The sequence below is a fragment of the Sphingobium phenoxybenzoativorans genome, from assembly GCF_001757355.1.
GTDB lineage: Bacteria > Pseudomonadota > Alphaproteobacteria > Sphingomonadales > Sphingomonadaceae > Sphingobium > Sphingobium phenoxybenzoativorans.
On record NZ_MINO01000005.1, the window covers coordinates 129,348 to 149,788 of the forward strand.

15 protein-coding genes and 1 pseudogene are annotated in these 20,441 nt (G+C 64.0%); 10 read left to right on the forward strand and 6 right to left on the reverse strand.

What is annotated here, in order from left to right; translation table 11 throughout:
- Window positions 1-109 precede the first annotated feature (109 nt).
- Window positions 110-997 carry a prephenate dehydratase gene (locus BHQ40_RS04690; protein ID WP_070153176.1) on the forward strand — a complete coding sequence of 296 codons (888 nt, stop codon included), beginning with the start codon at window positions 110-112 and terminating at the stop codon, window positions 995-997.
- Between the two features lie 1,115 nt (window positions 998-2,112).
- Here BHQ40_RS04690 and BHQ40_RS04700 read toward each other — a convergent pair.
- Both BHQ40_RS04700 and polA read right to left on the reverse strand, forming a co-directional pair.
- A complete protein-coding gene (locus tag BHQ40_RS04700) occupies window positions 2,113-2,508 on the reverse strand; it encodes a hypothetical protein (protein WP_070153107.1) in 396 nt (131 codons plus the stop codon).
- A 270-nt stretch (window positions 2,509-2,778) separates the two neighbouring features.
- Window positions 2,779-5,589: a DNA polymerase I gene (polA, locus tag BHQ40_RS04705; RefSeq protein ID WP_070153110.1), complete on the reverse strand. Its 2,811-nt coding sequence runs from the start codon at window positions 5,587-5,589 to the stop codon at window positions 2,779-2,781.
- 545 nt (window positions 5,590-6,134) lie between these two features.
- Here polA and BHQ40_RS26075 point away from each other — a divergent pair.
- A complete protein-coding gene (locus BHQ40_RS26075) occupies window positions 6,135-6,380 on the forward strand; it encodes a hypothetical protein (RefSeq protein WP_171905760.1) in 246 nt (81 codons plus the stop codon).
- A gap of 335 nt (window positions 6,381-6,715) precedes the next feature.
- Here BHQ40_RS26075 and BHQ40_RS04710 read toward each other — a convergent pair whose 3' ends face one another.
- Window positions 6,716-7,828 carry a serine hydrolase gene (locus BHQ40_RS04710; RefSeq protein ID WP_435593903.1) on the reverse strand — a complete coding sequence of 371 codons (1,113 nt, stop codon included), beginning with the start codon at window positions 7,826-7,828 and terminating at the stop codon, window positions 6,716-6,718.
- Between the two features lie 208 nt (window positions 7,829-8,036).
- Between BHQ40_RS04710 and BHQ40_RS04715 the strand changes: the two genes are divergently transcribed.
- Window positions 8,037-8,882, forward strand: coding sequence for an alpha/beta fold hydrolase (locus BHQ40_RS04715; RefSeq protein ID WP_253183261.1), 846 nt, complete (start codon window positions 8,037-8,039; stop codon window positions 8,880-8,882).
- Window positions 8,883-8,951: 69 nt separating this feature from the next.
- A complete protein-coding gene (locus BHQ40_RS04720; protein ID WP_083276698.1) occupies window positions 8,952-9,398 on the forward strand; it encodes a hypothetical protein in 447 nt (148 codons plus the stop codon).
- Window positions 9,399-9,401: 3 nt separating this feature from the next.
- Here BHQ40_RS04720 and BHQ40_RS04725 read toward each other — a convergent pair whose 3' ends face one another.
- From BHQ40_RS04725 to BHQ40_RS04735, 3 genes are all read right to left on the reverse strand, one after another.
- On the reverse strand, window positions 9,402-10,097 hold the full coding sequence (locus BHQ40_RS04725; RefSeq protein ID WP_070153113.1) for a Crp/Fnr family transcriptional regulator: 696 nt from the start codon (window positions 10,095-10,097) through the stop codon (window positions 9,402-9,404).
- A 46-nt stretch (window positions 10,098-10,143) separates the two neighbouring features.
- Window positions 10,144-11,748: an L-aspartate oxidase gene (gene nadB / locus BHQ40_RS04730; RefSeq protein ID WP_070153116.1), complete on the reverse strand. Its 1,605-nt coding sequence runs from the start codon at window positions 11,746-11,748 to the stop codon at window positions 10,144-10,146.
- 116 nt (window positions 11,749-11,864) lie between these two features.
- Window positions 11,865-12,809 carry an ABC transporter ATP-binding protein gene (locus BHQ40_RS04735; protein ID WP_070153117.1) on the reverse strand — a complete coding sequence of 315 codons (945 nt, stop codon included), beginning with the start codon at window positions 12,807-12,809 and terminating at the stop codon, window positions 11,865-11,867.
- A gap of 157 nt (window positions 12,810-12,966) precedes the next feature.
- Here BHQ40_RS04735 and BHQ40_RS04740 point away from each other — a divergent pair, with 157 nt between their 5' ends.
- The 6 genes and pseudogenes from BHQ40_RS04740 to BHQ40_RS04765 form a co-directional block, all read left to right on the forward strand.
- Window positions 12,967-13,335 carry a MerC domain-containing protein gene (locus BHQ40_RS04740; RefSeq protein WP_083276699.1) on the forward strand — a complete coding sequence of 123 codons (369 nt, stop codon included), beginning with the start codon at window positions 12,967-12,969 and terminating at the stop codon, window positions 13,333-13,335.
- Window positions 13,336-13,414: 79 nt separating this feature from the next.
- Window positions 13,415-14,179 carry a molybdate ABC transporter substrate-binding protein gene (modA, locus tag BHQ40_RS04745; RefSeq protein WP_070153123.1) on the forward strand — a complete coding sequence of 255 codons (765 nt, stop codon included), beginning with the start codon at window positions 13,415-13,417 and terminating at the stop codon, window positions 14,177-14,179.
- Window positions 14,180-14,184: 5 nt separating this feature from the next.
- The gene (gene modB, locus BHQ40_RS04750; RefSeq protein ID WP_083276705.1) at window positions 14,185-14,880 is read left to right on the forward strand and encodes a molybdate ABC transporter permease subunit; all 696 of its coding nucleotides are present in this window, start codon (window positions 14,185-14,187) and stop codon (window positions 14,878-14,880) included.
- The gene (locus BHQ40_RS04755; RefSeq protein ID WP_070153127.1) at window positions 14,870-15,499 is read left to right on the forward strand and encodes a molybdenum ABC transporter ATP-binding protein; all 630 of its coding nucleotides are present in this window, start codon (window positions 14,870-14,872) and stop codon (window positions 15,497-15,499) included. The genes modB and BHQ40_RS04755 overlap by 11 nt, the downstream gene beginning before the upstream one ends.
- 353 nt (window positions 15,500-15,852) lie before the next feature.
- Window positions 15,853-18,669, forward strand: coding sequence for a TonB-dependent receptor (locus BHQ40_RS04760; protein ID WP_070153130.1), 2,817 nt, complete (start codon window positions 15,853-15,855; stop codon window positions 18,667-18,669).
- A 72-nt stretch (window positions 18,670-18,741) separates the two neighbouring features.
- Window positions 18,742-20,441: pseudogene (locus BHQ40_RS04765) on the forward strand (amidohydrolase family protein); the annotation flags it as partial.

Sequence of the window (20,441 nt, forward strand, 5' to 3'; positions counted from 1 at the left end):
GCCCTGATTTTCGCGCCACCCCTTAAGTAGCCCGCCATAATGACGCAAGCGCGAACGCGCAAGCTTGGCTTGCGTGGACCCGATGAAGCCCGTAAGCGCGCGGACGCCAATGGAAAACTATCCTCTCCCCGCCCGGCGTCTGGTCGCCGAAATGGCCGAAAAGGCGGCGGCCGATCCGTCGCGCGCAATCGCCTATCAGGGCGCGCCAGGGGCCAATTCCCACCTTGCGGCGCTGGATTATGCGGCGGATTGCATCCCCCTGCCCTGTTTCGCCTTTGAGGACGCCATTGACGCAGTGCGGGATGGGAAGGCCGACCGGGCCATCATCCCGATCGAAAATTCGCTGCACGGGCGCGTCGCCGACATGCATTTCCTGCTGCCCGAATCGGGCCTGCACATCGTCGACGAATATTTTCTGCGCATCCGCCACTGCCTGATGGCGGTCGACGACAGTCCGGTGAAGAATGCGACCAGCCATCCGCAGGCGCTGGGCCAGTGCCGCCACTATCTCCGCGCGCGCGGCATCCAGCCGGTCAGCTATGCCGATACGGCGGGCGCAGCCGCGCTGATCGCTGAGACGCGCCAGCCGGGCGAAGGCGCGATCGCCCCCCATCTGGCGGCCGAGCTTTACGGCCTGCGCATGGTCGCGGAGAATATCGAGGACAGCGACGATAATATGACCCGCTTCCTGGTGCTGGCGCGCGAAGGGTCGATGCCCGCCCCCGGCGGACCGGTGATGACGACCTTCATGTTCGAGGTGCAGAATGTCGCCGCCTCCCTCTACAAAGCGCTGGGCGGCTTCGCGACCAACGGCGTCAACATGACCAAGCTGGAAAGCTACCAGCGCGGCGCAAGCTTCTCGATGACCGAATTCTTTGCGGACATCGAAGGCAGCCCGGAGGACCCCGGCGTTGACCGGGCGCTGAAGGAACTTGCATTCCACACCAAATGGGTGCGGGTGCTGGGCACCTACCGCCAGGCGCGGCCGCGAAGCTAGCGGCAATCGGGCCACATCCGAGCCGAGGTTGCGGAAGTTGCGGGTAGTGCGCGGTTTTGGCCGGGAAGTCGCATGTTGGTCGCACAAAAGTCGCATGTTGGTCTCATGTGCGTCGCAGATGCGTCTCATGTTGGTCTCAACTACGTCGCACCTGCGTCGCATGTTGGTCTCACTTGCGTCGCATGTACGTCGCACTTTAGTCTCATGTAGGTCGCGTCTGCGTCTCACTGGAGTCCCATCTGCGTCGCACTTCCGTCTCATGTGCGTCCCATATGTGTCGCAGTCGGGGCGCACCGGATGCATCGGCTGGATCGGCGCTCTGGCATGGCGCGCGGCGGGTGCAGACTGCTGTTCCATGTGCGGAAGTAGAGCATGGGCGCCGGAATGTAGGACAGGGCTATTCAAAAGCCATAACTGCGGTTGCCGGACGCAAGAAACGCATGGAGAGCAGCCGGTCTTAAAGCGGCCAAAAGTGCAAGGTCCGCTCTGCTATTGGCCGTCATCCCGGCGAAAGCCGGGACCCATATCTCCCCCTTGCCGTCCGCCTGCCGAAGGCGGGATGGGTCCCGGCTTTCGCCGGGATGACGAATAACAGTGCCATCTTCGACCATTTGCAGACTCTCATTTTCCGTTCGCCCTGAGCTTGTCGAAGCCTGTCCTGAGCGCCTGCCTTGCAGGCAGTCGAAGGGGGCTGCACTTCTTCTCAAGAACAGGACAGGGCTTCGACAAGCTCAGCCCGAACGGATCAGGGAGGAGCAGTCAAACCGCTAACCACCCACTCCTGCCGTAGACACCCCTCCCTTCAAGGGAGGGGTCGGGGGTGGGTGCGCCGCGTAAGCGGCGTTCTTCGAGATGGCTCGGACGCTCACTTCGTTCGCACCCACCCCCAGCCCCTCCCTATGAGGGAGGGGAGCATCCTTTCCCAATCCGTCACCCCAGCGAAGGCTGAGGTCTCAGGGAATGAGGTGCTACAAGGCCTGAGATCCCAGCCTGCGCCGGGATGACGATGATGAGGATTGCCGCGCTCCACCCCTTCGTCATGCCGCACGTGATGCGGAATCTATTGGCTCCACGCCCACGTGACTGCAAAAGCACCTGCGCTCATGGATCCCGGATCAAGTCCGGGATGAGGAAATAGGGGCTATGTCCGCGTCCCGCACTCCCGACGCCAGCCACGCCTCCGCTTCCTCCATCGTCATGAACACCCGCACCCGGGGGTGGACGAGGGTGCGTTCCGCCTGGGCGCGGTTGAGCAGGCTGCCCACGACCACCGCCGCGCGGCCGGAGGTGCGGGCCATGCCGCCGCGCATGACGGCGGTCAGCAGGTCGGCGACGTCATTGGCCTGCACCGGGAAATCGAAGGATTCGACGATCGCGTCGAAATCGTCGCCAACCTCTCGCAGGCTGGCGTCGATGCCCTTTGCAAGTTTGGGAACGTCGGCGGGGTTCCAGAAACCCTTCACGGTGATCCGCAGCACATTGGTCCGCGGATCGTGCGTTATGTGAAACATCGATGGCCTTTTGGTGAGACGGAGCCGCGCTTTGGGCGAGCATCCGGGCGCGCGCAACTGACATTTTGGCCGGGGTGGGGCGCATCGAAGTGTGCTCCTGCGCGGGGAGGAGCTTTGCGCAAATCACTTATGCCTCCTCCGTTCGCCCTGAGCTTGTCCGAACGGAGGGCGATATGAGGGTCTCGCGAAAGCAGGAGTCCAGTTCGAAAGGCCGGACTGGGCTCCTGCCTGCGCAGGAGCACGCTGGGTTTATACCTGCGAGAACGAACCCTAGTGCGCCGCGCCCCAGCTTGGGCCGGTGCCAATCTCTACCCCCAGGGGCACGCTGAGCTTCACGGCCGGTTCGGCAGCGCCCGCCATCGTGTCGCGGATGACGGCGCTGGCCGCCTCCACATCGCCTTCGGGCAGTTCGAACACCAGTTCGTCATGGACCTGCAGCAGCATCTTCACATTGGGCAGCCCCGCCTGTTCCAGCGCAGGTCCCATGCGCGCCATCGCCCGCTTGATGATGTCGGCGCTGGTGCCCTGGATCGGCGCGTTGATCGCGGCGCGCTCGGCCCCCTGCCGCTCATGCTGGATCGATGCGCGGATGCGCGGGAACCAGGTCTTCCGGCCGAACAGGGTTTCGGTGTAGCCGCGCGCCCGCGCCTTCTCCAGCGTCTCGTTGATATAGATGCTGATGCCGGGGAAACGCTCATAATAGCGGGAGATCATGTCCTGCGCCTCATCCGCGCTGATCTCCAGCCGTCCGGCCAGTCCCCAGCGGCTGATGCCGTAGAGGATGGCGAAGTTGATCGTCTTGGCCCGGCCGCGCGTGTCGCGGTTCACCTCCCCGAACAGTTCCTCCGCCGTGCGGTTGTGGATATCCTCGCCATTCGCGAACGCCTCCTTGAGCGCGGGCACATCCGCCATATGGGCGGCGAGGCGCAGTTCGATCTGGCTGTAGTCGGCGGCGAGGATGACATTGCCCGGCTCCGCGACGAAGGCGTGGCGGATCTGGCGGCCGGTCTCCGTGCGGATCGGGATGTTCTGAAGATTGGGGTCGTTGGACGACAGGCGGCCGGTCTGCGCGCCGGTCAGCGAGTAGCTGGTATGGACGCGGCCGGTCTGCGCGTTGATCTGCTGCTGCAGCGCGTCGGTATAGGTCGATTTGAGCTTGGAGAGTTGACGCCAGTCGAGCACCTTGCCGGAAATCTCCGACCCTTCGGTCTTCAGCTTCTCCAGGATGGTGACGTCGGTGGAGTAAGCGCCGGACTTGCCCTTCTTGCCGCCCTTCAGGCCCAGCTTGTCAAACAGGATCGCGCCAAGCTGCTGCGTGGAGCCGATGGCGAAGGGCTGACCGGCGAGCGCATGTATCTCTCCCTCCAGCCGGGCGATGCCGTCCGTGAACTCGCTCGACAGGCGCGAGAGATGCTCGCGGTCGACCTTGATGCCGGTATGCTCCATCTTCGCGATGACGGGGACGAGCGGGCGGTCGACCATCTCATAGATGCGGGTCGCCCCCTCCTGATGCAGGCGCGGCTTGAACAGCTTCCACAGGCGCAGGGTGACGTCGGCGTCCTCGGCGGCATAGGCGGTCGCCTTGTCCAGTTGCGCCTCGGCAAAGCTGATCTGGTTCTTGCCGGAGCCGACCACATCCTTGAAGCTGATGCAGGTGTGGCCGAGATGGGTCCTGGCCGCCTCATCCATGCCATGCCCGGCCAGGCTCTGCCCGGCGTCGAGGTCGAAACTCATGACGATCGTGTCATCGAACGGCGCGACGGTGATGCCGTGGCGGCCGAGCACGGTCAGGTCATATTTGATATTCTGCCCGACCTTCAGGATGCTGTCGTCCTCCAGCAGGGGTTTCAGCTTCGCGAGAACGAGATCGAGCGGAAGCTGCAGCGGCTTCTCCGCAAACATGTCCGTCCCGCCATGCCCAACGGGAATGTAGCAGGCGAGGTTGGGACCGGTGGACAGGCTCACCCCGACCAGCTTGCAGGACACGCAGTCGAGCATGTCGGTTTCCGTGTCGACCGCCAAGATCCCTTCGGCATAGGCGGCCGCGATCCAGCGATCCAGCGCCTCCTCCGTCACCACCGTTTCATAGGCGGAACAGTCGATCGGCGGGGCGTCCTCGACCTGGGGCGGCGGCGGAGGCGTGCTGGCGGTTAGCGCTGCCGATGTCGCGGCGACGGCTACCGCGGCGGCCGGTCCGCCCAGACGATTAAGCAGCGCCTTGAAGCCGTGATGCTCAAGGAAATCGCGCAACGGTTCTTCCGGAATGCCCTTGAGGGTCAGGTCGTCGAGCGGCTCCGGCAGGGTCATCTCGCAATGGAGCGCCACCAGCTTGCGCGAGAGACGGGCCATCTCGCTATGCTCGATGAGGTTTTCCTGCATCTTCGACTTCTTCATCGAAGGCGCGGCGGCGAGCACCGATTCCAGATCGCCATATTCAGTGATCAGCTTCGACGCGGTCTTGGGGCCGATGCCGGGGACCCCGGGGACATTGTCGACGCTGTCCCCCATCAGGGCCAGCACATCGCCCAGCTTTTCGGGCGGCACGCCGAACTTGCCGACGACATAGTCCGCGCCGCGCCGCTCATTCTTCATCGTGTCGTACATGTCGACGCCGGGCTGGATGAGCTGCATCAGATCCTTGTCGGAGCTGACGATGGTGACGTTCCACCCCGCCTCCACCGCGCGGCAGGTGTAGGTGGCGATGATGTCGTCCGCCTCGAACCCCTCCTCCTCGATGCAGGGGAGCGAGAAGGCGCGTGTGGCGTCGCGGATCATGGGAAATTGCGGGACCAGATCCTCCGGCGCGGGCGGGCGGTTCGCCTTATATTTGTCGTACATGTCGTTGCGGAAGGTATGGCTGCCCTTGTCCAGCACGACGGCGAGGTGGGTCGGACCGTCCGCCTTGTCCAGCTCCGCGGCGAGCTTCCACAGCATCGAGGTATAGCCGTAGACCGCCCCGACCGGCTGCCCATGCCGGTTGGTAAGCGGCGGAAGCTGATGATAGGCGCGGAAGATATAGCCGCTGCCGTCGACGAGGTAGAGGTGGTTGGGTTTTGCGGCGACGCTTTGATTCTCGGACATGGGGAGGGAGATAGCGGTTAACCCGCCGGGTCTCCAGTGGGTGCGGCAAGAGGGGTAATGGCGCGGAGGCGGAGTTTGATCAGCAAGTGATGCCCCCGTTCGGGCTGAGCCTGTCGAGACGCAGTCGACCGTAGGTCAACCCCTGTGCTTTCTTCGGAAGTGAAGAGCAGCCCTTCGACAAGCTCAGGGCGAACGGCTTGTTACGACCAAAAGTGCAAAGTCCCACTCTGCTATTGGCCGTCATCCCGGCGAAAGCCGGGACCCATCTCGCCTTCGGCAGGCGGCTGACAAGGGGGAGATATGGGTCCCGGCTTTCGCCGGGATGACAGATAACAGCGCCGTCTTTCGACCAATTATCGTCCTTAGGGTTGGCCATCCTGCACCTCAATTTGCAGACCTTCAACTATGGCAGTAACTCTGCTCAGGAGGGAGCGAGCGCCGTGTGGAACGTCGGTATTATATTGACGACACTGGCGCTGCTGTCCGGCTGCGCACGCCCAAGTCATGATCGAGCGAAACTCCACGAAATACGTATGGAGGCCCATATGCTGATTGCGCACAGTCCAAGAAAAGCCCCCTCCATCATTCCGAAGGGCAAGTGGCCACGAGTGATCGCCAGCTTGCATCCTGAGCGGGTCACCGTCCTCACGGATGGTGTCGATATTCTAATTCGACCCTATTTTGATGGCGGATGGGGATATTTCGTTCCTTCGAACGAACGCGACATCCCGGAGCCAGTAGGCCGCTTCGCCAGAATAGATCGGGGCGTCTATTGGTACCAACCTTATTGATCTAGTCAGCTTTCTGCCACTCTTCTCCGAAGGCGGTCAGCCCCCTCCCCACCCCCTTCGTCATCCCGCATGTGATCCGGGATCTATTGGCTCCACGCCGGCGTGACTGCGCAAGCGCCTGTGCTCATGGATCCCGGATCAAGTCCGGGATGACGAAATAAGGGATATGTCCGCTTATCCACCCCTTGCCGTCATGCCAGCGCAGGGCGAAGCGAGGCAGGGGACTCGTCTCGCACTTCAAGAGGGGTCGCGCCACCGGGCCTGAGATCCCTGCCTTCGCTGGGATGACGGAACTTGGGAATGCCCGCCTTTACAGGTTCAGCGCAAAACGCCGCTCAATTCTTGTCGTGGTTCGCCGCGATCGCCCGCGCCACGCCCTGCATCAGCGCCCAGCGTTCGGGGATAGAAACCGTGGTGCTGCCGATCATGACCGCGACTGCATAGCTGGTGCCGTCCGGTGCGGTCATGATGCCGACATCGTTGAAGCCGGTGGAGCGGGGCGGAAGGTCCTGCCCCGTGCCGGTCTTGTGCGCATAGGTCCAGCCGGCGGGTACGCCGCCCTTGATCCGCTGCGGCCCCGTTTTCGCCTCATGCATCGTATCGAGCAGGAAGCGGGTGGATGTGGGGGAGAGCATGTCCCCCTTCTTGAGCTTCGCAAGCGCGGTCACGATGCCGATCGGGGCGGCGCCGTCCGGCGGATTGGCGAGATAATCGTCCAGCGCCTTGTTCCGCACCGACATCGGCAGGTTGGCGCGGGCAGTATAGAAGTTGCGGCCCAGCGAATAGCTGGGGTTCCAGTCGAGACCCGCCGTCGCGCTCTGCAACAGGCGCTCGCCCGGACCGAAGCGGATGTTGGAGATGAAACGGCGGGCAAGGAAGCCGCGCACCGCATCCGGCCCGCCCGAACGGCGCAGCATCGCGTCATTGGCGGTATTGTCGCTCTGCGTCATCGCACGGCGGAACAGGTCGGCATAGGTGGTGGTGTAGCCGTCCTTGCCGATCATCGCGGCCAGCGGCTGATGAAATACGGTGAGGTCGCTGCGCCCAAGCGTCACGCTGTCGGTCAGCTTCAGTTTGCCGCGATCAACATTGTCGAGCAGGTTCATCGCCACCCAGAGCTTCGACACGCTCTGCTGCGGGAACAGCTCATTGCCATTGTAGGAAACAACCCAGTCGGCATCGACGCGCTTCACGGCAATGCCGGCATGGCCGTTAAAGCCCCGGCCGAGCGACTGGATGATGGACACAAGCGCCGGAGACGGGCGCGAACGCGGGTTATAATCCTGGAAAGGCGCAGGCGGGTTGGCGACCGGCCGGGGAGGACCTGCCAGCGGAGACGTGACCGGACGCGGCGTCGCCGGGCCGACACAGGCGGCAAGGGCTATCGCGGCCAGCAGTCCCGCGACCGTCTTGCCACCCAGGCCATTCCGGGCGCCCCCGCGCCTGATGATGATGCGATCGGCGGTCGCCCGCCGCTCAATTCCCCGCACTTTCCGTCCTTTTGCCCACAGATTTCAAGTTCATAGCATCCTCGCACGCATGTAAAGCGCAAAAGCGTTTGCGACGGATGATTCTGAAAATAGGGTGTAAGGAGCCTTAACAATCCTGAATGCGCCGCTCATCTGCGGTTAAAGGCGCATTTGGCAGGATGAATGGATGACGATCGACATGAAAACGACGCGCCGCGCAGTGCTGGGCGGCGGCGCATTGCTGGCCATCAGCGCCATTCCGGGCTTCGCCGCCACGCCATTTGCATCCCGCAGGATAACAGTCGCCGTGCGCGGGGCCGGTCGCGATGTCCTCCTGATCCCCGGCCTCGCCAGCGGTCCCGGCATCTGGAACGGGGCAATTACCAATGTTCCGGGCTATCGCTACCATCTGGTGCAGGTGCGCGGCTTTGCGGGCCTGCCGCCCGACCTCAACAAGACCGGCCCGCTGATAGCGCCGCTTGCGGATGAGATCGCCCGTTATATGTCGTCAACGCGACTGACGCGGCCGGCTGTGGTCGGCCATTCGATGGGCGGCACGCTGGCCATGATGCTCGCGCTGCGCGGCGCTGCGGGCCGGGCGATGGTGGTCGACATGCTGCCGGAGGGCGCAGGCATGATCGGCGGCACGGCCAGCGGCATGGGCTATCTGGCGGATCAGCTCGGCCAATATTTCACCGGCACCAAGGCCGGGCGGGACATGTTCGCCGAAATGCTGGCGCGGCAGCCGGGAGCCAAGGGCAGCGACCCGGACGTGATCGCCAAGGCGCTCACCGAGCTGGCGCATACCGATCTCGGCCCGCAATTGGGGAAACTGGCCGTGCCGCTGCGCGTACTCTACGCCGTGCCATCCGACGCGCGCATCCGCGCCAGCCTGGTCCAGCAGTTCCGCGCCGCCTATGCCGCCGCCCGCAATGCGGTGCTGACGCCGATCGGCCCCAGCGGCCATATGGTGATGGCGGATCAGCCGAAGCTGTTCACCGCCGCGCTTTCCGATTTTCTGAAGGGAATTTGACGGGCGTCAAAGCCAGCGCGCGCCAAGCGCAGCTAAACCGGCTCCATACTCTTTCACGGGAGCCTGACAATGACCCGCCACTATCCAGCCGAACATTTCGCCGCCGAAAAGATCACCGGTGACCAGATCGCCATCGCCCGGCCCGTTCCGGCGGCGCGCGGGGAATATGGGCGGACATTCGACCTGCCCCCCGCCCTCTACGCCATGACTGTCGGCGGCTATCTCGCCTATCTGGGTGTGATGGGCATTGCCTTCATGGCGCCAGACCTGGTCATCCCGATGGCGATCTTCGTCCTGTTCGTGCTGGCCGCATTCGGTACGCCCGCGCTGTTCGCCCGGATGGCCCCGCCGCCGCCGGGATGGCCGCGGACCATGAGCGCCTTCATGCGCGAGGGCTTCGAATGCATGACCGGCCATGTCAGCGGAACCGGCGCGGCGACCCAGGTGCTGATCATGCCGGTGCTGATCCTGATCTGGGGGATCTGCATCGCACTGATCGCGGCGATGGTGCGCTGATCCTTATCGAACCAGCTCCTCCAACTTGGGCGCGTCGAGGATTTTGACCCCTCGCGCGCCTTCCTTTTTAATGATGCTTTCCCGGCTGAAATCGGTCAGGCGGCGGCTCACCGTCTCAATCGTCAGGCCAAGCAGGCCGGCGATTTCGCCGCGCGTCAGGGGCATATCGAACCGCATCGCAACGCCGCCCGGATCGCAGGCCGCCGCCCGCGCGAAAACCAGCAGCAGCCCGGCGACCCGCTCCCGCGATCCCCTGCGCCCGATCAGGTCGATAATGGACCGCGTTTCGGCAAGGTCCAGCGCGGACCGGCGCAGCAGCGCATGCGCCATGTGGGGATAGGCGTCCACCAGCTTTTCATAGGGCTTGCGCGGAAACAGGCAGACAAGGCTGTCCGTCAGCGCGGTGACATGATGGTGCGCGGTCGGCGTGAACAATTCGCCCACGAACCCGGCGGGATGCACCAGCGCGACGATCCGTTCCGTGCCATCCCGGTCGATGGCGCTGATCTTCAGCGCGCCGGAGATGAGCGTGGCGCAGGCGTAATTATCCTCGCCCGCATCGATCAGGGCGTCGCCCCGCTCCAGCGTGCGATGCTCGCCGATGCGCATCAACTCGCCGCGTTCGGCCTCCGTCAGCGCAGCGCAGACGGCCTGTTCGCGTACCGCGCATGTGGCGCATTGCAGGGGATAACGGCTCATATGACCCCGCATAGCAGGCGCAGTGCCGTTCCGTCATCCGCGCAAATCAGGGGGCCAGAACGGTATCCACCGCCTCCGGCAGCCTTTCGGGATAGTCGAGAGTATAGTGCAGGCCGCGGCTTTCCTTGCGGTGGAGCGCCGAGCGGACGATGAGGCGCGCGACTTCCAGCAGGTTGCGCAGTTCGATAAGGTCCGGCGTCACGCGGAAATTGCCGTAATATTCGTCAACCTCCTGCGCGAGCAGGTTGACCCGGTGCTGGGCGCGCTCCAGCCGCTTGGTGGTGCGGACAATGCCGACATAGTCCCACATGAAGCGGCGGATTTCCTTCCAGTTGTGCTGGACGATGACTTCCTCGTCGGAATCGGTGACGCGGCTTTCGTCCCAGGCGCGGATCGGCGGCGGGGCGGGCAGTTCCTCCCAATGCGCGCGGATATGCTGGGCCGCCGCCTCGCCGAAGACGAAGCATTCGAGCAGGGAGTTGGACGCCAGGCGGTTCGCGCCGTGGAGGCCGCTCTCCGTCACCTCGCCCGCGGCGTAAAGGCCCGGCAGGTCCGTCTTGCCGTCCAGGTCGATGACTACGCCGCCGCAGGTATAATGCTGCGCCGGAACGACCGGGATCGGCTCCTTCGTGATGTCGATGTCGAGGTCCAGCAACCGTGCATAGATGGTCGGGAAGTGATGCTTCACAAATTCCGGCGGCTTGTGGCTGATGTCGAGATGCACATAGTCGAGGCCGAGGCGCTTGATCTCATGGTCGATGGCGCGGGCGACGACATCGCGGGGGGCGAGTTCGCCGCGCTTGTCGAACCGGTCCATGAACCGCTTGCCGCCGCCGGGGACGCCGGGGGGCAGCTTCAACAGGCCACCCTCGCCGCGCACCGCCTCGGTAATCAGGAAGTTCTTCACCTCCAGATTATAGAGGCAGGTCGGGTGGAACTGGTTCATCTCCATATTGGAGACGCGGCATCCCGCGCGCCACGCCATGGCGATGCCGTCGCCAGTCGCGCCGCGCGGCGCGGTGGAAAAGAGATAAGTGCGCCCCGCCCCGCCCGTGCACAGGATCGTCGCCTTGCCCAGCAGCGCATCTACATGCTTGGTCTTGCGGTTGAAGGCATAGACGCCCCAGACATGGCCGTCGCCGGAATATTTCTCGCCATGACGGCTGGTGATCAGGTCGATGGCGACCATGTCGGTGGCGAGCGTGATGTTGGGATTGGCCTGCGCCGCCTTCACCAGCGCCTGCTGCACGGCCGCGCCGGTCGCATCATCGACATGCACGATGCGCCGGTGGCTGTGCCCGCCCTCGCGCGTCAGGTGCCAGCGCTCGCCGAAATCCTCCCCCGCATTGAACGGGACGCCGAGCGCCGCGAGCCGCTCGATCGCAGCGGGGGCGTTGGAGACCACAAACTCCACCGTCTCGCGATTGTTGAGGCCGGCGCCCGCAACCATCGTATCCTCGACATGCTGTTCGAAACTGTCGCCGCCATCCAGCACGGCGGCAATGCCGCCCTGCGCCCAGTTGGTCGACCCGCCGTCGAGGGCGCCCTTGGCCAGCACCAGAACCTTCTTGTCCTGCGCCAGATTGATCGCGGCGGTCAGGCCGGCCGCGCCCGAACCGATGATAACGACGTCATAGGTGGTGGTGGACATCTTCTTCCTGACGTTATCTTTTGCCCGTTCGCCCTGAGCGAAGTCGAAGGGCTGTCCTTCTTAAGAAAGTGCGGGGCTTCGGCAAGCTCAGCCCGGACGGAATTGCAGGACGCGCGCTAGGCAGCGGCCGCCGTGAGGTTCAGGAATACATCCTCCAGATCCGGGTCGCGCGTGGACACGTCGACGATCTGCAGCCCCTTTTCCTGGATCGCGGCCAGCACCTGACCGGCGTTCGCCTTGTCCTTCTGATAGGTGATGGTCAGCGTCCGGTCGGTCGTCAGCTCCACCTTTTCAAAGCAGGGCGCGACCGGCACTTCGGCAAGTGCGCGGTCCACCGTCACCACCACCACCTTCTCCTGCGCCATGCCGACCAGTTCGCGCGTCGGCTTGTCCGTGATCAGGCGGCCATGGTTGATGATGGCGATGCGGTCGCAAAGCTGCTCCGCCTCCTCCAGATAATGGGTAGTGAGGACAATGGTGACGCCCAGATTGTTGAGATGCTTCACATAGGCCCAGAGTTGCTGGCGAAGCTGGATGTCCACGCCCGCCGTCGGCTCGTCCAGCACTAGGATCGGCGGCGAATGCACCATCGCCTTGGCGACAAGCAGGCGGCGCTTCATGCCGCCGGACAGCGTGCGCGCATAGGCGTTCGCCTTGTCCTCCAGATGCACCGCGCGCAGCAGTTCCATCGTCTTGCGCTGATCCTTCGGCACGCCATAGAAGCCCGCCTGATTCTCCAGCGTTTCAAAGGGCGTGAAGAAGGGATCGAACACGATTTCCTGCGGCACGATGCCGATCGAGTTTTTCGCGTTGCGCGGATTGGCGTCGATGTCGAAGCCCCAGATGCGCGCCGTGCCGCTGGTCTTGTTGACCATGCCGGACAGGATGTTGATCAGCGTCGACTTGCCCGCGCCATTGGGTCCGAGCAACCCGAATATCTGCCCGCGCGGGACGTTGAAGGTCACATTGTCGAGCGCCTGCTTTCCGCCCTTATAGACTTTTGACAGGGACTCGATGGCGATGGCGGGCTGCGCCGCCGGGATTGGGGAGGAGTCGGTCATAAATTCCCCCTACTCCCTTCGGCTCGGCAATGTCGAGGAGGGGGTCGAGAACGGGGCTGGGACCATGAGGAAAGTTCACACTGCCCCCACAAATTTCTGCAATGATATATTGTATCTTAAACCTTCCCAGACTATGTGCGTGTCCAGGACGGTATTGATGTTTCAGAATGCGCTTTCACGAGGATCACTGGACCGGTTGGCCGTCGGGCTGTCCGGCCTGTGCGCCGCACATTGCCTGACGACGGCGATTCTGCTGGGCGCGCTCTCCTCCGCCGGTGGATTCTTTGCCAATCCGATATTCCATGAGACCGGCCTTTTCCTGGCGATCGTCCTTGGCGCGGTGGCGCTCGGCAATGGCGCGATAGCCCATGGGTTCATGATGCCGGCGGCCATCGGCGCGCTCGGCCTGGGGATCATGGCTGGCGCGCTCAACCTGCCGCATGGCAGCGAGGAAGGCGTCTACACCGTGATCGGCGTGATGATCCTGGCGCTGGGGCACGACCTTAATCGCCGCGCGGGCCACTGAACCGCCGCAATTTATCCTGTAGTCTCTCCCTGCTGACGCTATAGCTGGACAAATATAGCGCGTTAACAGGGAAGTGCCGATGTTTCGCCGGCTGAAGGAAATTCTGTTCATCCTCGCCCTCGCGACGGCGCAGCATGGCATGGCGCAAACAAAGGCGCCGCTGGTGCTGGCGGCCGCCAGCCTGCAGGAATCGCTGACCAAGGCGGCGGACATGTGGGCGGCGCAGGGTCATGCGAAACCGGTCCTGTCCTTTGCCGCCTCCTCCGCCCTCGCCCGCCAGATTCAGTCCGGCGCCCCGGCGGACATGTTCATCTCCGCCGATGAGGAATGGATGGACGCCGTGCAGCAACAGGGGAAGATAAAGGCCGGGACGCGCCGGTCCTTCCTGTCGAACCAGTTGGTGCTGATCGCCTCAGGGACGCAGAAAGGACAGATGGCGATCCGGCCGGGATTTCCGCTGGCCCGCGCGCTTGGCGGCGGCCGCCTCGCCATGGCCGATCCTGACGCCGTACCCGCCGGGAAATATGGCAAAGCGGCGCTGATCAAGCTTGGCGTCTGGAACAGCGTCGCCGATCGCACGGCGCGCGGGGAAAGCGTGCGCGCCGCGCTGGCGATGGTGGAGCGAGGCATTGCGCCCTATGGCATTGTATACGCCACCGATGCGCGCGCATCCGCCAAGGTGCGTGTCATCGACCTGTTCCCGCCGAACAGCCATCCGCCCATAACCTACCCCATCGCCCTGCTGAAAGACGCCCCAAGCGCGGAGGCGGAAGGCTTCCGCCAGTTTCTGCTGTCGGCGAGGGGCAAGGCGATTTTCCGCAGCTATGGCTTCACACCGCGTTGAGCGCCATCCTGTCCCCTGACGACTGGGCGATCATCGGCCTGTCGATGAAGGTCAGCCTGGCGGCGGTCATCGCCACCCTGCCCTTCGCCTTCCTGTTCGCATGGCTGCTTGCGCGCGGACGCTTTCCCGGAAAATTGCTGCTCGACGGACTGGTGCACCTGCCGCTGGTCGTGCCGCCGGTGGTTGTCGGCTGGCTGCTGCTGCTGGCGTTCGGGCCGCAGGGACCGGTGGGCGGCCTGTTGCGCGACTGGTTCGGCGTCAGCGTGCTGTTCCGCTGGACCGGCGCGGCGATCGCCGCCGGGGTCATGGCGCTCCCCCTGATGGTCCGCGCCATCCGCCTGTCCATTGAGGCGATCGACCACAGGCTGGAGGCGGCGGCCCGCACGCTCGGCGCGAACCGGTGGCATGTGTTCCTGACCGTTACGCTGCCGCTGTCCCTGCCGGGCATAGTAACGGGCGCAGTGCTGGGCTTCGCCCGGTCGCTGGGAGAGTTTGGCGCGACCATTACCTTCGTATCCAATATTCCGGGGGAAACGCGCACCCTGCCCATCGCAATCTACAGCGCCTTGCAGACGCCCGGCGGCGACAGCGCCGTGTTCCGGCTGGCCGTAATATCCGTGCTGCTGTCGCTGGCCGCCCTGGTCGCGTCGGAGGCCATGGCGCGGCGGGCATTGACCGGCAGGAGCGGCCATGTCCTTTGACGTGCAGGTAACGCGGCGAATCGGCGGGACCACCGTCTCCGCGCTTATTCCTCCGGCCGATGGCGTGACGGTGCTGTTCGGTCCGTCGGGCGTGGGCAAGACCTCGATCCTGAACATGGTCGCCGGGATATTGCGGCCGGACAGCGGCCATATCCGCATCGGCGGCGAAACGATGTTCGACGCGGCGGCCGGAACCGATCTGCCCGCGCATAAAAGGCGCATCGGCTATGTGTTTCAGGATGGCAGGCTGTTCCCGCACCGGCGGGTTCGCGGCAACCTGCTGTATGGATACAAGCTGGCGGAAGCGCGCGACCGGTGGATCAGCCTGGAGGAAACCATATCCTTCCTGGGGATTGGCGGGCTGCTGGACCGGTGGCCGGCCTCCCTTTCCGGCGGCGAAGCGCAACGGGTCGCCATCGGCCGGGCGCTCCTGTCCGGGGCGCGCGCATTGTTGATGGACGAACCGCTGACCTCTTTGGACAGGCCCAGGCGCGAAGAAGTGATGACCGTGATCGAACGGATACGCGACGAGCTGCATCTGCCGATCCTGTATGTCACGCACGACCCTGCGGAGGCGGAGCGGCTGGGCGCGCAGCGGATCGAAATTGCGCATGGATGACGTAACGGAGAATGCGGTTTTTACACCTTTGTTGAAATAAAACCTCCGTGATGGAGGAATTATGACAACGGTTCGTTACTCCTAGCAAGCAGCCTCACGCTGCATAACAAAGACCAGATACATCGAACCAAGCCATTGCAGGTTTGCCGGAACTATCCGTGCGAACAGGGAGTCGCTCGTTCGAAATACATACAGCGGAGAGGTCAGACAAAAGGGAAAATCGAATAATATTATAACAATAATAAATCGAGAATTTAGCGCATCTGATTTGACAGGGGAAACATATGCACTTCTTTCGACGCATGAATATTTCACTTACAGGCGTAGCGGCTACGGCAATTGTTGCCGGACTTATGGCCTCCGCCGCCTCGCCCGCCGCCATGGCCGCGACATCCAAGCTGAGCTCGACGATCAGCGCCCGCCACAAGTTCGACATCAAGCCGCAACCGCTCAGCGAAGCATTGCGCGCATTGTCGGCGCAATCGGGCATGCGGATTCTCTTTCCTTATGATGAGGTCGCTCCGTTCCGCGGCCGTGGCGTCTCCGGCTGGCTTTCCACCGAGCAGGCGCTCGACCAGTTGCTGGCGGGAACGCCGCTGAAGCATTCCGAAGCCGGAGACGGCGTGATTGCACTGGCGCCCAGCGGCACGCGCTCGGCGGCGCGGCGCAGCCCGCTTTCGCTGCAGTTCGCGCAGGCGGCGACCGCCAACCCGACCGACGCAGGCGTATTGGCGATGGCGCCTTCGGCCGCGCCGGAGGATGAACAGGACGCCAGCCCGATCATCGTCACCGGCACCCGCCAGACGACCCGGACGGTTGCGGACAGCCTTGCGCCGATCGACGTGTTGAGCAAGGCGGACATGGAAACCAGCGGCAAGCAGTCGGTCCGCGACCTGCTGGGCACCCTCGTCCCGTCCATCAACGTGTCGAACAATGGCGCAGGCGCAAGCTGGGCCGTCCGCACACTGTCGCTGCGCGGCCTGGGCGGCGACCAGTTGCTCGTGCTGGTCAACGGCAAGCGCCGCCACAACACGGCGACGCTGTTCATCAACGGATCGGTCCAGAACGGCCAGTCCCCCCCCGACCTCGACCTGATCGCGGGCAACGCGATCGAGCGGATCGAAGTGCTGCGCGACGGCGCGTCGGCGCAATATGGCTCTGACGCCATTGCGGGCGTCGTCAACGTCATCCTGAAGAAGGACACGTCGGGCAGCGCCTCCATCCTTGGCGGCGCCTATCTCGACGGCGGCGGCGAACAGGGCCGTTTCCAGATCGACAAGGGCTTTGCCCTGGGCGACGGCGGCTATATCCACCTGTCCGCCGATGGATCGATGCAGGAAAACACGATCCGCGGCACGCAGATCACGGCCAGCCCCTTCTATCCCAACATTGGCGGCGTCCTCGATCCGCGCGACGCAACGACGAACCGTTTCCGCACAAAGCCGGGCCAGCCCGAAGTTGTCGGCGGCAATGTGTCCTATGACGCGATGGTGCCGGTTGGCGATGCCGTAGAGCTTTACAGCTTCGGGACCTTCTCGAAGCGTCATGCCGCAGGTTGGCTGACCTTCCGCCAGCCCAGCGCCGCCAACAACATCTATGAAGTCTATCCCGAAGGCTATATTCCGCGCATCCACGTCCGCGACACCGACTTCCAGTTCGCTGGCGGCATTCGCGGCGATGGCCCGGCGGGCATCCACTTCGACCTCAGCACCACCTATTCGGAAGATGAGGTGAAGTATCAGCATACCACGTCGCTGAACGCCTCAATGGGTCCGGCAAGCCCGACCACCTTCTATCTCGGCCTTGTGAAGTCCACCGAATGGACCACCAATTTCGACCTGCAGAAGGAATTGGAAATCGGCCTTGCGGAACCGCTGTTCGTTGCGGCGGGCGCCGAATATCGTGAGAACAAGTTCACGATCGGGGCTGGCGAACCGGCATCCTATATCGATGGCGGATATCGTTCGCCCCCCGGCACCTACCTCGCCGGCGTGCTGCGCACGGCGGGCGCTCAGGGCGTCACCGGCTTCCTGCCGGAAGGATCGGGCACCTGGGATCGCAACAACTGGAGCGCCTATCTGAACCTGGAGCAGAAGATCGTCGAAGGTTTCGAGATCGGTCTGGCCGGACGGCATGAGGATTATTCGGACTTCGGCACCACCGACACCGGCAAGGCTTCCGTCCGCATCGAGCCGGTCACCGGCTTCGCGGTTCGCGGCACGGCCAGCACCGGCTTCCGCGCCCCGACGCTGCAGCAGCAGCATTATGCCTCGTCCAGCACCATCGGCGTGCCGGTCAACGGCGTGAACGTCCTTCTGCCCGTGCAGGCCCTTCCGGTCGACTCGCCGGCGGCGATCGCGCTGGGCGCCCAGCCGCTGAAGGCGGAAAAGTCCACCAACTATTCGGCGGGCATCGTCTTTACGGCAATACCGCGCCTGAACATCACGATCGACGCCTACCAGATCAAGATCAAGGACCGGATCATGCTGAGCGAAACGCTTAGCGGCACGCTGGTTCGAAATGTGCTTGGCGCGGCGGGCATCCCTGGCGTCGCGGGCGGTTTCTACTTCTCCAACGCCGCCGACACCCGTACCCGCGGTCTCGACATCGTCAGCACCTATCGCGCCGACCTGGGCGGGGCGGGCACGGCGACGTTCAGCCTGTCGGCGAACTTCAACAAGACCGTGTTCACCCATATCGACGACATCCCGGCCGTGCTCGCCAGTTCAGGTCTCGTCCTGATCGGCCGCGCCAAGCAGGGCGACTTCACCAAGGGCACGCCGCGCGACAAGTTCATCGGCAACGTGCTGTGGAATCTGGACGACTTCTCGCTGAACCTGCGCGCCACGCGGTACGGCAAGATCACCCAGATGGCGGCGTCTCGTGTTCTCGCCACTGATGCAGGCGTCGCCTGCGCGGCGGGATCGGCAGGATGCTCGCTGCAGTTCGTCGACGAGGAGGTGAAGCCCAAGGTGATCTTCGACCTGGAAGCGGGTTACAAGATTACCGATGGCATCAAGATTTCGGTGGGTGCGAACAATCTGTTCAACATCTATCCGACAAAGCTGACGCCGGTGAACCAGTTCGGCGGCCAGCTCTACTACAACGCCTATTCGCCCTACGGCATCAGCGGCGGACTTTACTACGGACGGATCAACTTCAATTTCTGATCCCCTCGCGGCCGCCCGATATTCGGGCGGCCGGTTTCTTGGGCACTCCATCGCCCCATATTTCTGACGGAGATGATGATGAAAAAGGCGATCGGTTCGCTCAACCGCCGCGAAGCTCTGGCTTTGGGCGGCGTGGGGTTACTTGCGGCGGGGAGCGCAGGCTCGCTGGCGCAGGGCGGCGGAACGGGGAAACCCGGCCCCGGAACCGAGACCAGCGTCACCGTGGAGGACGCAACCAACGTCGCCCTTTCCGTATCGCGTGACGGCAAGATGGTGGCGTTCGACCTGCTCGGCATATTGTGGACCATGCCGGTCGCGGGCGGCGCGGCCAAGCGCCTGACCGGCGATTTCGACGATCTGGGCCAGCCGGACTGGTCGCCGGACGGCAGCCGGATCATCTTTCAGTCCTACCGCACCGGCAATTTCCATCTCTGGTCCGTCTCGGCCGAAGGCGGTCCGCTGACCCAGCATACCGACGGCCTGTTCGACGACCGCGAGCCACGCTGGTCGCCCGACGGCAAGACCATAGCCTTTGCCAGCGACCGGGCGGAGGGGCGTTACGCCATTTACATCCTCGATGTCGCCAGCGGATCAGTGAAAACCCTTTCCCAGGGCAAATCCAACGATTCCGAACCCTGCTGGTCCCCGGACAGCAAAAAGATCGCCTATGTCGCGGACGGCACCAAGCTGATGGTCTGCGGCCTGGACGGCGCAGCCACGCAACTGGCCTCCGTGCCCGCCTCCGCCGACCGGATGCGCCCCTCGGCGATCCAGGCCCCCAGCTTCGCGCCGGACGGCAGCATCTCCTACACGCGCGCTGGCCCCGGCACGATGACGCTGGTCCATGACGGCAAGGATGTGGTGACTGGGGAGGATCTCTATCCCTTCCGCGCCGGGTGGTTGCCCGGCGGCGGGTTCCTCTACGGATCGAACGGCAAGATCAGGCGGCGTTCCCCCAGCGGCGCATCGGAAGTCGTGCCGTTCAAGGTCTCGGTGCCGGTCACCACGCCCGATTACAAGAAAAAGACCCGCGATTTCGATTCGACGACGCCAAAGCCGGTGGTCGGCATCGCCGGACCCGCTCTGTCGCCCGACGGCAAGCAGGTGGCGTTCGTTGCACTCAATGACCTGTGGCTGCTGCCCATTGGCGGGCGGCCCAAGCGGCTGGTGAAGGACGGCTATCATAAATGCGACCCGGCCTGGTCGCCGGACGGCAAGACCGTCGCCTATTCCAGCGATCGCAACGGCACGCTCGACATCTTCCTGCATGACGTAAAGACGGGGAAGGAGAAGCAGCTTACCAGCCTGCCCAATCAGGCGGCGACCTATGCGGCCTGGTCGCAGGACGGCGCGCTGATCGCTTTTCTGGATCAGGAGGGCGCGCTGCACACGGTCGAGGTGGCGAGCGGCGCTGTCCAGAAAGTCTATGACGCGCTGTGGGAGCCGGGCCGCCCGACCTTCGGCCCCGGCGCCAAGACCATCGCCTATTCCGCGTTCAAGCCGATCTCCGCGCGTTACCGCGAGGGATTGAGCGAGATACTGACCGTCGACCGCGCCACCGGCAAGGGCAGCTATGCCCCCGTCGCGCCGGGCAAGTCGCTGGGCGTGCGCGGCGTCGACGGCCCGGTCTGGTCGCCGGACGGCAAGAGCATGGCCTATGTCTTTGCCAGCACCCTGTGGGTCGTGGCGGTGGATGAGGCCGGCAGGTTCACCGGCGCGCCGAAACAGATCACGACGGAAGTGACCGACGCGCCAAGCTGGAGCGGCGATTC